11 protein-coding genes are annotated in these 15,519 nt (G+C 64.3%); 9 read left to right on the forward strand and 2 right to left on the reverse strand.

All coding sequences use genetic code 11. The annotated features are described in order from the left end of the window. The first annotated feature begins 8 nt into the window (after positions 1-8). From NYF13_RS34500 to NYF13_RS34530, 7 genes are all read left to right on the forward strand, one after another. On the forward strand, positions 9-1,025 hold the full coding sequence (locus NYF13_RS34500) for an iron-containing redox enzyme family protein (RefSeq protein ID WP_315662234.1): 1,017 nt from the start codon (positions 9-11) through the stop codon (positions 1,023-1,025). A 71-nt stretch (positions 1,026-1,096) separates the two neighbouring features. Then, positions 1,097-1,288, forward strand: coding sequence for a CDGSH iron-sulfur domain-containing protein (locus NYF13_RS34505; protein ID WP_315662502.1), 192 nt, complete (start codon positions 1,097-1,099; stop codon positions 1,286-1,288). 34 nt (positions 1,289-1,322) lie between these two features. Further along, positions 1,323-2,330 carry a pyridoxal-phosphate dependent enzyme gene (locus NYF13_RS34510; protein WP_315662235.1) on the forward strand — a complete coding sequence of 336 codons (1,008 nt, stop codon included), beginning with the start codon at positions 1,323-1,325 and terminating at the stop codon, positions 2,328-2,330. 24 nt (positions 2,331-2,354) lie between these two features. Further along, a complete protein-coding gene (locus NYF13_RS34515) occupies positions 2,355-3,326 on the forward strand; it encodes an ornithine carbamoyltransferase (RefSeq protein WP_315662236.1) in 972 nt (323 codons plus the stop codon). Beyond that, the gene (locus NYF13_RS34520) at positions 3,323-3,940 is read left to right on the forward strand and encodes a LysE family translocator (RefSeq protein ID WP_315662237.1); all 618 of its coding nucleotides are present in this window, start codon (positions 3,323-3,325) and stop codon (positions 3,938-3,940) included. Before NYF13_RS34515 ends, NYF13_RS34520 begins: the two co-directional genes overlap by 4 nt. Positions 3,941-3,944: 4 nt before the next feature. Further along, on the forward strand, positions 3,945-4,244 hold the full coding sequence (locus NYF13_RS34525; protein ID WP_315662240.1) for a hypothetical protein: 300 nt from the start codon (positions 3,945-3,947) through the stop codon (positions 4,242-4,244). 924 nt (positions 4,245-5,168) lie between these two features. Further along, the gene (locus tag NYF13_RS34530; protein ID WP_315662241.1) at positions 5,169-7,187 is read left to right on the forward strand and encodes a S9 family peptidase; all 2,019 of its coding nucleotides are present in this window, start codon (positions 5,169-5,171) and stop codon (positions 7,185-7,187) included. On the opposite strand, the gene NYF13_RS34535 is transcribed toward NYF13_RS34530, so the two are convergent. Together NYF13_RS34535 and NYF13_RS34540 are read right to left on the reverse strand one after the other, a co-directional pair. Further along, on the reverse strand, positions 7,091-8,419 hold the full coding sequence (locus NYF13_RS34535) for a lysine 2,3-aminomutase (RefSeq protein ID WP_315662243.1): 1,329 nt from the start codon (positions 8,417-8,419) through the stop codon (positions 7,091-7,093). The two genes, NYF13_RS34530 and NYF13_RS34535, sit on opposite strands and share 97 nt — an antisense overlap. A 66-nt stretch (positions 8,420-8,485) precedes the next feature. Continuing rightward, on the reverse strand, positions 8,486-12,370 hold the full coding sequence (locus NYF13_RS34540) for an amino acid adenylation domain-containing protein (RefSeq protein ID WP_315662244.1): 3,885 nt from the start codon (positions 12,368-12,370) through the stop codon (positions 8,486-8,488). Between the two features lie 656 nt (positions 12,371-13,026). Here NYF13_RS34540 and NYF13_RS34545 point away from each other — a divergent pair. Continuing rightward, the gene (locus NYF13_RS34545) at positions 13,027-14,427 is read left to right on the forward strand and encodes an FAD-binding oxidoreductase (protein WP_396287832.1); all 1,401 of its coding nucleotides are present in this window, start codon (positions 13,027-13,029) and stop codon (positions 14,425-14,427) included. A gap of 26 nt (positions 14,428-14,453) precedes the next feature. Then, positions 14,454-15,512 (forward strand): amino acid--tRNA ligase-related protein, encoded by a 1,059-nt coding sequence (locus tag NYF13_RS34550; RefSeq protein ID WP_315662245.1) that lies wholly within the window; start codon positions 14,454-14,456, stop codon positions 15,510-15,512. Positions 15,513-15,519: the final 7 nt, after the last annotated feature.

The raw sequence follows: 15,519 nt of genomic DNA on the forward strand, positions 1-15,519 counted from the left end.
GAGTCCAGGTGCTCTTGCCCACCCCTCGTGGCCCGGTAAGCGAAATCCTCGTGAGCGTGTTCCGTACTTCTCCGGGAGCCGATGCGGAAGCACTGCTGAAGACCGTTTCCGCTGCGGATGTGGAAAAAATTTCCGAAGAAGACCTGCAGCTGAGCCTGTTCTTGTGCTACGGGCCGCAGTACTGCCTCTTCGGTGAATCAGTCCAGTCCTGGGAATGGGAGAGCTCGCTCATCGAGTTGCGTAAGCGCCTGGAGGTCCGCTTCGACCGTGAGCTGCGGGAAGCGGTGAGTGAACTCCCCGACGTCGGGGTGGCGAAGCTGCCGGATTTCCTGATGGAACTGGGGCGACCCCGCGGCGGCCGGTCTCTTTCACGGTACCTCAAGCAGGACGCCACGATGGAGCAGTTCCGGGAGTTCCTGATGCACCGTTCGGTGTACAGTCTCATGGAGGCGGATCACCACAGTCTGGTCATCCCGCGCGTTCGCGGCGGCGGCAAGCCGGCACTGGTGGAAATCCAGTCCGACGAGTACGGCGGTGGTGTACCGGGCCGTCTGCACTCCCAGTTGTTCGAGTTGACCTTGTCCGAACTCGGAATGCACACCCGATTCGGCGCATACTTCGAAAAAGTGCCGGCCTGTGCGCTGGCGACCGTGAACGTGATATCCTATTTCGGTACCTACGGTCGGCATCGAGGCGCCGTTCTGGGAAATCTTGCAGTGACCGAAATCGGTTCACACCACGTGAACCAGAATTTTCGGAACGGTCTGCGCCGGCTGGACGGGCCGGACGAATCGTGGCTTTTCTTCCAGGAGCACATCGTGGCCGATGCCGTCCACGAGCAGCTCGCCGCCTACGACATGTGCGGCGAGTTCGTGCGCGAGAACCCGGGTGAGCTCGCCGAGGTGGTTTTCGGCGCCATGGTGACGGCCGAGCTGGGGGCCAGGGCCAACGAGTATCTGCTTTCGTGCTGGGAACGCGGTGAATCCGCGCTGCGTGGCGCGATGCCCGCGGTGGCCGGCCGGTGACCGGCCGGGAAGCGGATGAGGACTTCCCGGCTGAGACCGCGCCGCTGCGGCCCGCGTCGGCCACTGTCGTGGTGTGCCCGGACGGGCCGGTCATCATCCGCGGAGACTACGACTTGCGCAGTCAGACCGGTGAACCGATCAATCCGCAGCGCAGGACCATCGCGCTCTGCCGCTGCGGCCGATCACTGCAGAGGCCGTTCTGCGACGGCAGTCATGTGTGGTCGAAAGGTGCCGCCACCGGAGAACGGCCGCATCGGAGCTGATGCGTGCACTCCGGTGCTGAGGGGAAGGAAGACGTTGCCTGTCGAACTGTATGGCCCGGTACCGGGCAGAACCCCGGTCCTGCACGCGGTGGTGAGCCACCGGGGCCGAACGACGAACCTCTGGCTGAAGCTGGAGCAGGAGAATCCGTTCGGATCCATCAAGGACAGAGTGGCTTACTCCCTGCTCTCCTCGATTTTCAAGGCCGACCTGCCGTGCGCGAGGATCATCGAGTCGACGTCGGGAAATCTCGGGGTCGCGCTGGCCAGGTACGCGCAGATCTGCGGCGTCGCCTTCACCGCCGTGGTCGATCCGCGGACCTCGCGCAAGCTCGTACGGCAGATGCGGTGCGCGGACGCGGAAATCGTGGAGGTGACAGAACCCGACGAAACGGGCGGTTACCTGCTTGCCCGGCTGGCCTACATCCGGGACCGGCTGGCCGTCGAAGACCGGCTCGTCTGGCCGAACCAGTACGAAAATCCGGCCAATCCCCAGGCGCATTTCGCCGGCACCGCCCCGGAGATATTCTCCGCCGTACCCGTCGGGGAACTCGACGTTTTCCTGGGGGTGTCGACCGGCGGTACCGTCCGGGGCTTCACCGACTACGTGCGGCACAAGGGATTGCCCTGGAGGTGTGTCGCGGTGGACGAGCTGGGCTCGACGGCGCTCGGCGGCCTGTCCGCGCCCCGCAGCTTGAACGGCATCGGGGCGAGCCGGAACTCCTCGTTCGTCACCGGGCAGGACTGCCCGAGCATGCGGGTGACCGCCGCCGAGGCGGTGGCCGCCTGCGACTGGGTCGCCGATGAACTGGGAGTCCGGGTCGGCAGCTCAGGCGCCGCCGTGGCCGGTGCCCTCCGGTGGCTGCGCGATGGTCTCGGTGCCAGGGACATGGCTGTTGTCTGTCCCGACGGCGGCGACCGCTACGAGGACACGATCTATTCGCCGGTTTGGCGCCGCGCGAAGAGTCTCACCGCGCAATCGAATGCCGAATTTCCGAAAGTGCACTCTGTGCAATTCGTGGACAACTCACTGGTTCTGGTCTGACGGCCATTCACGGGGGTATGCGGTATGAGAAGTTTTCTCGCGCTGGACGACATCGACCCCGGCGAATTGCACCGGATCGTCAGCAGGTCGGTGGAAGTGCTGGACCAGCGTGAACCGTTGCGGCACGAGTTGGGCGGCAAGGTGCTCGGCCTTTATTTCGCCAAGACCTCAACGCGCACGCGAACCGCTTTCACCTCGGCCGCCGTGCGGCTCGGAGCCGCGGTCGTCCCGTACGGTCCTGCTGATCTCCAGCTCAACACCGGTGAGTCCTTGCCTGACACCGGCCGTGTGTTCGGCGCGATGCTCGACGGGCTGGTGATGCGCACGGCGGGCCCGCTCGCGGACATGAGGCTCGTGGCGAGTGCTGGGGGATTGCCCGTTGTTAACGCGATGGCTGCTGAGGAACACCCGACCCAGGGCGTCTGCGACGCAGCGACGATGCTCCGGCACTTCGGTCGCGTGGACGATTTGTCGGTGCTGTACGTCGGTGAGGGCAACAACACCGCCGCAGCACTGGGCCAGGTGCTGAGCGCGTACCGGGGTGTCACGGTGGTTTTCGCCACCCCGAAGGGGTACGGCCTCGATGCGGCGCTGCTCGACGCTCTGCGGAAAAAGGGCTCGGAAATGGATTCACGTTTTCACGAGACCCACGACCTCGCCTCGGTCGAAATAGAGGCCGACGTCGTCTACACGACCCGGTGGCAGACCACGGGCACGGCGAAAACCAGCGCGGACTGGCGGGAGGAATTCCGTCCGTTCCATGTGGATGATACGATGATGTCCCGGTGGCCGGAAGCGGTTTTCATGCACGATCTGCCTGCGCACCGCGGTGACGAGGTCGGGGGATCGGTGCTCGACGGAGACCGTTCTCTTGCGTGGGAACAGGCATGGATGAAATACGGTAGCGCGGTCGCGATTCTGGAGTGGGTTTACTGTGATTCGGCGAATTCGGGAGCGCCGGAAAGCGGGCAGGAAACGACACGGAGGACCGATTGACGTTTTTCACCGTACTGGCCTTCACCGCCGCGGCCGTGGTCATCGTGGTCGTTCCGGGTCCGGATCAGGCACTGCTGCTCCAAACCAGTGCCGCCGGTCGAGCGGCGGCTATGCGCACGGCCGCCGGAGTCCTGCTCGGTATCGTCCTGTGGGGTATCGCGTCGGTCGCGGGGCTTTCCGCGCTGCTGTCCAACGGGAGTGTGGCCTACCGGGTGGTGACCGTGATCGGCGCGGCCTACCTGATCTGGCTCGGGATCGCAGCCCTGCGCTCCGCGATCTCCGCCACGGTCCCCGCGCCGAAGACGAGCGAGCGACGCAACGCGGGCTTCTTCCTGCGCGGGCTGGTGATGAATTGCCTGAACCCGAAGATCGGGCTGTTCTACCTGTCGATTCTTCCGCAGTTCTTGCCGGGTTCGGCCGCATCGGCGCTGGGTGCCGAGCTCCTACTGTTCGCCATCTACGTGACGGTGAGCGCGTTGTGGTTGCTGGGATTCGCCTTCGCGGCCGGAAGCCTCCAGCCAGTGCTCGGCAGGCCGAAAGTGCGGCGGACACTGAATTCGGTGGTGGGTGTGATCCTGCTGGGACTCGGAGTCATGACCTTGGTAGGAGTGTGACGGTGTGGCCAACCGACAGGACGGATCGGTTCGTAAGCAGGAGGTCCTCGTCGAGACCGCCGGCGCGGTGGGGCAGGCGGTCGCTGCGGTCGAACGGGCCCGGGGCGTGCTGCGGGTGCCCGGTGACCCGCTGCTCGCCGCGGTGGACAGCGCCCTGAGCTGCGCGATTTCCCTGATCGAGCTTCGGCAGCGAGGAGCGGACCGGGATCCCAGCACACTGCACAACGTGCTGGGCGCGGCTCGTGCGCTGGTCGGCGAGGTGACTTTCGCCGTTCGGGAGAACTATCCGGCTGCTGGTTCCTGACGCCTGACGACAGCAGGGGTTACGCCGCTCGGCCACCCGGCATCATCGTCCGTGTCGGCATGCGGCGATACAGCCTGACCACAGTTCTCCAGCGTGATGGACCGAGCCCGGCCGCTCCTAGGCGAGGAGCCCGTCCAGCCGATGTTCCACAAGGCCGGGGGCCGCACGCGGACCTAACCGCCCCTGCCGACCTCGGCCATGGCGGGCACATGCCTCAACCGGTCCAGTTGTCCGATCGCAAGATTCGCAGACCGCTTGCCGCGCTGGTGGTTACGAGCCGGGTTTGAAGGCGAGCTCGCAAACCACAAGTCCGTAGCGAATAAAAAACCGCCCTACCTGAATCTCTAGATCCAGTGGGCGGTTTTGTCTGTGGAGCTAAGGGGACTCGAACCCCTGACCCCCTCACTGCCAGTGAGGTGGATACAGGGCTCTGACCTGGGCTTATGGAAAACCTGCTGGTCGGCTGGCGCAGTTGATTGCCGTTGGCTGCGCTTCGACAGCGTTGGCCGTCGTTGTGATCGACGCTGTGCTCCAGATTTGCTCCAGGAGCAAATGGTGGGCGCCATCGTCGGACCGGATCCAGGCTGAACGCCAGCACCGGTACGCGAGCGGGCCGTAGCCCCCGACTCTGCCGGTCAAGAGCAAAATCACGTGTCATCACCGTCAGGCTGAGCAAGCTCATCGTCCTGAGCCAGTCGACGATCACGAGGTACCGCCAACGCGCGTTCGAGCAGCTTGCGGCGGCGGCCACCGAATTCTACGGTCGTGACCTCCCTTGTGCGGGCTGAGCCCGGCCGTTGGGAAGCCTCGAGAAAGATCCATCCGTCCGGGCGATTAACCAAGTCGTGGACCGCCCCGGTGATACTGTCGGCCGCCGGGTCACATCGCGGGCCGCCCACCGCAGCTATCCAGGAGACCGAACCTATGGATCGGGTGCATCCCGAATTGACCGCCAAGATGGTCGTGGATGGACTGGTGCCTTCTGCGCCGGCACTGTCGCCCGATGGTCGGTGGATAGTCTACGTGCTCGCCACCGTGGGCCAGGTTGGCGAGCACGCATCGAGCCAGCTTTGGGCGGCAGCGACCGACCAAAGTGTCGAACCCCGGCGGTTGGCCGTAGCGGAAGGGCTGGTGTCCGCGCCGAGCTGGCGAGACGACTCCGAGACGCTCTGTTTCTTGTCGGACCACAGCTCACGAGGGAAGCCACAGCTCTGTTCGATCCGATTACACGATGGGCTGGCCCAACAGCTGACCAGGTGGGCGAGCGGCGTGCAAGGTTACCGGCTCCTGACGGACCAGGTGTCGGTCGCCTTCTGGGCGCCCGACGAACCTACCGACCTTGAGCGGCATCGCTCAGCGGTCCGGGACGACGCCCAGGTACGCGGCCGGGCGCGTCCGGACCGGCTGCGGATCCTGGATCTGGAGATGGGGGGGATCCGGACACCTCCCCTGTTCGGCGACCGGCACGTCGTCGACGCGGTTCAGCGTCCGGACGGTGGTCCGCTGGCCGTGCTCACCTGGTCGAGCCCCGACCCGGATCCTGGGCTGCTCCAGCCGGCCCTCCACCTGTGCGATCTGCCCACGAACGAAGTCAGTGCTGTCGCCGAACTCCCGGCAGACGCGGAATCGCCGGTCTGGTGGCGAGGCGAGGACTGGCATCTCGCGTATCTGGCTCTGACACCGCCGGGTCTGCAGGCCGGCACGGCGGTCTTCGACGTCGCCGTCCCGGACTCGACGTTCGCCGGGAAGCATCAAAACCTCACCGAAGGAATGGCGGCTTGCCCGGCTGAGCTTGTCCAGGTCGACGACGCCGCCCCCTTCGTGCTGGTGGCCGATGGCCTCGAGACCGCGGTCCACCGGATCACTCCCGACACACTTCGGCTGACCGAGCTTTGCCGACTGAGCGGCCAGGCGGCGCAACTGAGCGTCGACCGAGTTGGCGCCACGACCGCGGCGGTAGTTAGCGGGCCAGGCGAGCCGCACAACGTCTACGCCGGACCGACCGGCAAACCCCTCGTCCGCGTCACCGAAACCCGGCCTGAACTCCGTGGAGTCCGCTGGGGAGAACAGAACCGCCTTCGCTACCGCGCAGCGGATGGCCTTGAACTGGACGGCCTGGTGGTCCTACCTCCCGGCCGCTCGTACGATGATGGGCCGTTTCCCCTGGTGACGATCGTTCATGGCGGACCCTATGGCCGGCATGCGGACGGCTTCATGCTGCACTGGGCGCCGTCAGGGCAATGGCTGGCCCACGCCGGTTACGCGGTGTTCCTGCCGAATCCTCGCGGCGGGAAGGGGCACGGACACGAGTTCGCGGCCAGCGTGGCCGGCGCAGTTGGTCAGCAGGAGTGGACCGACATCCTGACCGGAGTCGACATGCTGGTGGACCAGGGCATCGCCGAACCTGGTCGGCTGGGCATCGCGGGGTGGAGCCATGGCGGCTTTATGGCGGCATGGGCGATCGGACAGACCGACAGATTTGCCGCCGCGCTGATGGGCGCGGGGATCAGTGACTGGGGGATGCTCGCTGCCACGGGCGAGTGGGGCATGTTCGAGGCCGCTCTGGGCGGGAGCGTCGGCTGGGAAGGCACCGGACCGCACCGGCACGATCGGCTCAGTCCGATCTCCTACACGTCATCCATTCGCACTCCGGTCCTGATCGTGCACGGAGCCGAGGACACCAATGTGCCGCTGTCTCAGGCGGAGTACTTCCACCGGGCGCTATGCCGGTTCGGCGCCGAGCACGAGTTCGTGGTGTACCCACGGGAAAACCATTCCTTTCGGGAGTCCAGCCATCAGATCGACCTTTTGCGCCGGACTCGTGCTTGGTTCGATCGCTGGCTCGGTCAGCCGCGAACCGAGCCGCGGAGGGCTGCGGCGATGTCCGGCGGCGTGTCAGTGGAGAGCTCGAGGTCGCTCAACCAGCACGCCGACTCTGAGTAGCGTGCGCGGAACGGACGGTTGACCAGGTCGGGGTCCCGGGCCTGCACCAAATGCAGTTGGAAGAACCGTTCGGCGCCGGAACCGACGACGCCGTCCACTACGACTTTGCCCGGTGTGGTGGACATGACCGGTCCGCGCACGGTGCGGGCCAGGCCCGGCAACGTGCGGTATGCGTCCTGGAAGATCCTGACCGAGCGTGACAGGGGCACCTTGTAGTAATCGTACGGCCCGGTGTCCCGTTCGACGAAGAGGTAGTAGGGAATGATCCCGGCCGCCAGTTCAGTTCGCCACAACTCCTGCCAGGTCGCGGCGTCATCGTTTACATGAGCGACCATTGGCGCCTGAGCGTAAATCGTGGCACCGGTGGAACGGATTCGTTCGATCGCACGACGTGCGGTTTCGGTGCCGATTTCTCGAGGATGACTGTAATGGGCCATTACGGCCAACGTCCGCCCGGAAGCGACGACTTGCTCGAAGAGGCGCAGGATGTCGTCGGCGTCACGGTCATCTGTGAACCGGTTCGGCCAGTAGGCGGCGGACTTCGTGCCAATGCGAATGGTTTTGACGGTGTTGATGCCCAGTAAGGGTTCCAGATGTGTCCTCAGGCGGACGGCCGACATCGTCATCGGGTCCCCGCCGGTGACCAGGACGTCGCTCACCGCGGGATGCCGGATGAGGTACGCGAGCAATTCGCTGGGATCGTCAGCGGCGAAGCGTAGGTCGGACTCGCCGATAAACTGGGCCCAACGGAAACAGTAGGTGCAGTAACTGTGACAGGTCTGCCCGTGTCTTGGAAAGTAGAGGACAGTCTCCTGGTACTTATGCTGTATTCCCTGAAGGCGGGTGCCGTCCAATTTCGGGACATTAAGTTCCCGCTGCCCGGAGGGGTGAGGGTTCAACTCGGACCGGATGTCCGCCACAAGCTTCTTTAGGTCGGCATTATATCGGTGGTGCGCGGTGAGGTTTAGAAGGCGGCGCTCAATTTCATCGGAAAGCATCCCGCGCTGCGGGAAGACGAGCTGGAAGATGGGGTCTTCGGGTACGGACCGCCAGTCGATCAGCTCGGAGATGACGTACTCGTTGACTCGGAACGGGAAAACCTGGGCAAGGGCCCGTACCATTCTCGTCACCTCCTCGGGAATTCCGAAGCGTTCGGATATTTCGACCAGGTGATGCGTGCTGTATGCCCGAAAACGGGAGGTATGTGTCGGAGGTGACGTCGTGGAAGTCACAATTCCTCTTTCGGTTCCGAAAACGCGTGGAGCTGAGTAGTCGATCTGAATACTTCCGCGGTGCCGTCAACCTCTGTCGCCCAATAGTCGACGCCGTTCAGCATCGGACAGGATGTCGATTCCGTTGATGGGGCGTTGGGGATCTGTGGTTCCGTCGTCCAGTACGCGAAGGAAATGCTGGGTCATACGATCGGCCGTAGCGCGGTCGAAGAGGTCCGAGGAGAAGACGAGTTCGCCGTGGAAGCGGCCGTCTCCGTGCTGGGCGAGGCCCAGCAGGATGTCGAACTTCGCGGTGGCCGTATCGGTAGTGACCGGCCGGAGCTCAAGTCCTGGCCAGGTCCAGGCGTCTTCCCGGTCAGTCTCGAGCATGAAGTTGATCTGCACCAATGGATTTCGGCTCAGATCGCGGGTCGGCGCCAGTTCCTCGACGATGCGTTCGAAGGGTACCTCTTGGTGAGCGTACGCCCCGAGCGCGACCTCGCGGACCCGCGTCACCAACTCGGTGAATGAAGGACTTCCGGACAGGTCGGATCGAATGACGACTGTATTCGTGAAGAAGCCGACGAGGTCCTCAATTTCCGGCCGGTCCCGGCCCGCCACCGGAGTACCCACCGCGACATCGCTCTGCCCGCTCCATCGGGACAGTACGACGAGGAACGCAGCCAGGCCGACCATGAACAGGGATGCGCTCTTCTCCCTCGCAAGCTTGCTGGCACGACGCATGACGTCGTTCGGCACCATGAAGCGGACTCCGCCGCCGTTGGCCGACCAAACGGGTGGCCTCGGTCGGTCGGTAGGCAGGGCCAGGGGTTTCAAACCGTCGAGCCGGTCTCGCCAGTAGTCCAGCTGCCGGCTCAGTTCAGGACCCGATAGGCGGTCCCTCTGCCAGGCCGCGAAATCCGCATACTGAACCGGCAGCTCCGGCAGGTGGACGGTCGAATCTGTGACCGCGGCTTCGTAGAGTTTCCCGAGGTCGCGTCCGACGAGTCTCATCGACCAGCCGTCGGCCACGATGTGGTGCAACACAACCGCGAGCGCGAACTGGCCGGGGCCCAGTTGCGCGACCGCCGCGCGGACCAGACCGCCTCTTTCCAGTGCGAACGGCTCGGCGATTCCCGTACTGGTCAGCAAGCGATGGGCGGCATCTTCGGCGGTTCCCGCCCCTGAAATCTCAGCGAGGTTCAAGACGGACCCTGCCGAAGCTGGCGTCTCCTGGTACAGATCACCGTCATGGTCGAAGACGAAGCGGGCACGGAGGACGTCGTGCCGGGCCAGTAACCAGGAGAATGCCTTGTCGAGGGCGTCGACGCTCAAGTCGCCGGTGATGCTGTAGGTGTATGTCATCACGTACTCGCTGCTTTCCGGAGCTACCTGGTCCAAGAACCACATTCGTTGCTGGGCGTAGGACAGGCGAGAGACAGCGTCGGAGTCGCGCGCGAGGACTCCGCGATCCCGCCGGGGCACGTCGGCCGAGTCGATGACAGCCGCCAGATCCGAGATGGTCGGGTTGTCGAACACGACGGCAACCGGGAGCGAGATGCCCCATTCCGCACGGATCCTGCTAGTGAGCTTCGTGGCGAGGAGTGAATGCCCGCCGAGGTCGAAGAAGCTGTCGTCGAGGTCGACGCCGTCGACGCCGAGGACCTCGTCCCACAGGCGAGCTATGCCCTCCTCGGTTGCGTTGCGCGGGGCGTCGCGGCTGCGCGAGCCGGTACGCAGCCGGCCCGGCGCGGGCAGCGCTTGGCGATCGATCTTCCCGGTCGGCGTCGCCGGAAAGGCACTCATGGCCACGAAATGAGCGGGCACAATATGTTCGGGCAAGGCGGTTTCGCACCACTGTCGCAGAGCAGGAGGGGCAAGCTCCTTACCCGTGGCTGGTACGTAGTAAGCGACCAGTCGTTGGTCTCCCGGTTCGTCCTCCCGGACCGCTGCCGCGGACGCGATCACGTCAGGGTGACTGCCGACCACCGACTCGATCTCTTCAAGCTCGATCCGAATGCCGCGGAGCTTGATCTGACGATCCATCCGGCCGCGGAACTCCAAGGTCCCGTCGGGAAGCCACCGGCCGAGGTCGCCCGTTCTGTACATCCGTGCGGAAGGTTCGTCGGAACAGGGATGCGGGACGAACCTGGCCGCGGTCAGCCCCGGTCGCCGCCAGTAGCTGCGAGCGACGCCGGCCCCGCCGATCCACAGCTCTCCGGGTACTCCGACCGGTGCGAGAGAACCGAACCGGTCGATGACGAGGACTTGGGTGTTGGCGATCGGCCGGCCGATCTTGTCGCCGTCGGCCGAGCCATGGTTGAGTGCGAAGACAGCCGTGACGGTGCACTCAGTCGGTCCATAGTGGTTCACCAGCCGTCCGGCGGCGCGCTTCAGCGGGCCGGCCAGGTCCTGGAGCCGGGACGCGGGCTCACCCGTAGTCAGCACCGTGTCGAACGAGCCGTCGCGGTCGCCCGGGTCGTTCTGTTCGATCAAGGCGCGAATCACCGACGGCACCGCTGCGAGGATGTTCCGGGCACCGATCGCACGCAGCTGCTCGAGGTAGGCAACGGGGTCGGATTGGATCCTGGCCGGAGCGAGTACCACTTTCGCTCCGGCGGCGAGACTGCCGAAGAGCTCCCGGACCGAGGCGTCCTGCGCAGGGGAGGAGGTTAGGAGGATCGGGCCGAAGTCGGTCGGCCTCAGCACCTCGCGGAGGAAGTATCTGAGATAGTTCACCGCGCTGTGATGCTCGATCGCCACGCCTTTCGGCTTTCCCGTCGACCCCGACGTGTAGCAGACGTAGGCCAGATCTCCTGACTTGCAACGTGGCGCGGGATCAATCGTCGGCTGCGTCGAGAGGATCTCCGTCACCGCTGGGTCGTCGAGCACCAGCATGGGGGTGTCCAGGCCGCGGACCGTGTCCTCGGTCGCGCTCGTTGTGATGACGAGGACCGCTTGCGTGTCGTCGGCGATAAATCGGAGGCGTTGCACCGGAAACGAGGGGTCCAAGGCCACGTAGGCGCCACCTGCTTTAAGCACGCCTAGTAGGCTGATGACCATCTCGGGCGAGCGGTCGACGCTGACTGCCACCAGAGTGCCCGGTCCGATGCCCAGCGCTGCCAAGTGCCATGCGAGCTGGTTGGCGCGGACGTTCACCTCGCCGTAGGATAGCTCGCGATCGGCACCGACGACTGCGATCGCGCCGGGCGTCCGTGCCACTTGCTCCTCGAAGAGCTTGTGCAGCGTGGACTCGCCGAGTTCCGGCACCTCCGTGTCGTTCCAGGCGAGGATCTTCCTGCGCTCTGCGGCGGATAGCAGATCGAACTGCCCTATTCGCCGTTCCATGTCGGCGTTCGCGAGTTCGAGCACGCGAACGAAGTGGCCACAGAGTCGCAGCACGGTGGTCTCGTCGAAGAGGGCCGGCAGGTAGTGTGCGTATCCGCGGAGGTCACCGTCTTCGTGTTCGTGGAGCTCCAGCGCCAGCTCGATGACCGAGCCGACTTCGGAACGGAAGGGCGTCGGCTTTTCGGAGGCCGGGTAGTGCGGGTTCACTCGCAGGTATCGAAAACGCACGTCAGCTGCTCCCGTTGCCGGTACAGCCTTCCGTACGCGCGAGAGCGATTCGCGGAAGGTGGGGTTGCCGGAGAGGTCCGTCCGAGCTGGCAGCACTCCGAGCGGAAGACAGTTGGTGGGCCAGAGCTGTTCGGTGTCCAGCTCGACCGCGACCAGGTCGACACCGCACCAGCGGGCAAGCACGACCTGGAATGCGGTCAGCGCAATCAGCGCAAGGCCTCCCTGCGAGTCGGCGGTAGCAGCCGAACTGCGCCTGGCCGTCGCAGCTGGCACGACGAACTCCGTCGAGTTGTACCAGATCTCGGTGAACGGGAATCGTGGCCGGTCGGCGGGTATCCGGAGATGTTCCGCATCGTGGATGTGGATGGGCTCGGTCAACTCGTCGGGATGGTCCACGAAGTCCCCTCGTGCTGGCGGTCACGGCTGGTCGCCACCGATCGCGGCATCGATGGCCGAGTCTTCCGGAGAGTGACCGGCTGCCCAGTCGTGACTGGTGTCCAAGGCACGCGGTGAGCACGTCGCTGGCATTTCGGCGTTGTCCCCTCGGAGACCGACGGCATGTGTTGCATTTTTGACAAAACTGTCACGTGTGAATTCTGCGGAGTTTCAAGCCATCAGCAGGCTCCCCGGGCTGCATCGATGCTACTCCCCATGTCGATCGTTTAACGATTACCAGAACGTGCCGTGGCCTGTCAATCGAGCATCGGTGTAAAGTATGTGCTCTGGTTGATCGTTGACCTTAACCAAATCTGCTGCTACGGTGAAAAACGTTGCCATCAGACTGGTTCGAGGGGCGGATATCTCGATGGGGAACAGTGTTTTAGGTATTAAATCTTTCACCGTGCCCGGTTTGCGGCTACGTCTTGACGTGTCGTCAGTTCAGGTTGTCGTTCATGCCCATTCGTGCCACCGATAGAGCTCGTTGTCGGTTTGCATAGTTGAGGTCTGACGGGGTCGCTGACGGGAAATCGTTGTGCTGGTTTCGATAATTTCGACGCGGGTTTTCTTGGGGGACTCTCGTCGCATTTGATCAGGCGAATCGGATCGGAAGAATGTACGATCGTGTTGTTGTGCCCAAGTTGGCGCGAAGTGCAAGGTCGGCTATTCAAGCCGAACTTCTGTTCCCGGGTGGTTCGGAGTACGAATCGGCTCGTCGGGTCTGGAACGGGATGCACGATCGGACGCCGGCATTCATCGCCCGATGCCGTACGGCATCGGAGGTGAGTTCGGTCGTCCGCCACGCCGTCCGGGAAAACCTGCCGCTCACTGTTCGTGGAGGTGGTCACAACGTCGCGGGGACAGCTGTAGCCGATGGCGCGGTGATGATCGACCTCTCGCCAATGCGGGACGTCACAGTCGACAGCGAAGCGCGGGTGGCCGTCGCCCAAGGTGGGTGCCTGTTGAGGGACCTGGATGCTGCGACCACCTCACATGGGCTCGCGTGCCCGGCTGGCGTGGTTTCCCACACCGGTTTGGGTGGGCTAGTGCTCGGCGGAGGGTATGGCTGGTTGGCTCGCAGGTACGGGCTGACGTGCGATCATCTCCTGGCAGCCGAGGTGGTGTTGGCGGACGGCTCGGTGGCCGAGGTCGGTGAAGGGCGGTATGAAGACCTCTTGTGGGCGCTCCGAGGTGGTGGAGGCAACTTCGGTGTTGTCACAAGCTTCACTCTGCGGTTGCGACCGGTGGAGGTTGTTCACCGTCACGTGGGTGTCTATCCGTTGAGTGAGGCCGCGAGCGCCTTGGCCGGCTACGGTGAGTTCGCCGAGTGCCAGCCGCTCGACATGCATGCGACAGGTGCCCTGAAGTTCGCGGCCTCAGATGAATGGATTCCTTCCGAGCTCCGGTCGAGACCCGCTCTGTTCCTCACTGCAGCATGGTTCGGCAGCCCTGGCTCTGGGGCGAGCGCAAATGCCAGGCTTTTCAATCACGTCCGGCCTGCCGCCGCACTCGTCCAGGCTCTGTCTTACGCCGAGTTACAGCGGCTCGGTGACCACAGCGAACCGCACGGGAACAGGTACTTCACCAAGTCTTGCTACCTGACCGGCCTCGGCGATACGACGATCGCTGGCATGATCGCAGCCGCGCGGGACATGAGGTCGCCTGCGTCTTCGATCGACTTCGAATACCTTCGTGGGGCCATTTCGGCGGTACCGGAAACCGGTTCTGCTTTCCCCGCCCGAGACGCGCCTTACATGTACACCGCTTCGGCCCAGTGGACCGATCCCGGCGCGGACGGTGAAAATGCTGCCTGGTCGCGGCAGAGCATCGACCGGTTGAGGGAGGCTCACCATGGTGGTGCCTACGTCAACTATGTCCAGGACGAGTTCCAGGGCGGGACTGCCGAACTGTACGGCAATGACCGGTATCGCCGGCTCGCCGACGTCAAGCGGCGCTACGACCCACTGAACATGTTCCACCACAATCAGAACATTTCCCCTGCTGCGAACGACTGAACCTGCCTGGAGAGGGAGAGCTGCTCATGCCGTTGCTTGAGTCGTCTGCTGGTTCTGTGAGTCCTCCGGTTGTTTCCAGCTTCAACGAGCCGGGAGCTTTCCTCGAGTCGATCCGCAGTCCGTGGTTCCACCTGATCGCCGATCTGCACGACATCATCCAGTCGGCGACCGTGCAGTACGCGGCGGCGCAAGGGCTGAAGAGTCTCTACCTCCCGCTGACGACGCGGACCGTGACGTGCCCGACGGCATTGGGAAGCGACTCGGAGCCGGTGCCGGTGACTGTCAGCGGGGTGAAGACGTACCTTGCCGACTCCATGCAGTTCGCCTTGGAGTACGGGTGCCGGGTGTCGCAGACGGGTTGTTACAACATACTGCCGTCTTTCCGTGCGGAGGAACCGGATGAAACCCATCTCGGGCAGTTCACACACAGCGAGGCCGAGATCGTCGGCGACCTGGACGACCTGATCCGCTACGTCGACGGCTACGTCAAGGCGATGGCTGCTGCAGTCCTCGAACGCGCAGGAGCGCGATTGGAGGTCGAACGAAGAGGCACAGCGCATCTGCAGCGAATGGTCGATCGTGACGCGGCGTTCGAGCAGCTGACCTTCGACGAAGCTGTCCGGATCGTCGGTGACGTGGACGGTACCGTGCGCGACGAAGGTGCTTGGCGCACCCTGACCCGTCGCGGTGAACTGCTGCTCATGCGCCGAGTCAGCGAGTTCGTGTGGGTGCGGCATTTCGACAGCCTGGCTGTGCCCTTCTATCAGGCTTTCACCGACGAATCGGCCGAGCGAGCGAAGAACGCCGATCTGTTCTTCGGCATGGGTGAGGTCGTCGGATCCGGCGAGCGGCACACCGATGTCGGGGAGCTGCGCAAGTCGATCGCACTCCACAGCGTCGACGAGGCCGAGTACGACTGGTACGTCCGGATGCAGGAAGAGGCGCCGATGCTGACATCCGGCTTCGGCATGGGCATCGAGCGGTTCCTGATGTGGGTGCTCGGTCACCACGACATCCGCGACGTCGCACTGATCTCGCGTGTCGACGAGCCTCAGGATTGGCCGGCCGCGGTCGTCCGTCCCTGACCTTCGT

Source organism: Amycolatopsis sp. PS_44_ISF1, assembly GCF_032335455.1.
Taxonomy (GTDB): Bacteria; Actinomycetota; Actinomycetes; order Mycobacteriales; family Pseudonocardiaceae; genus Amycolatopsis.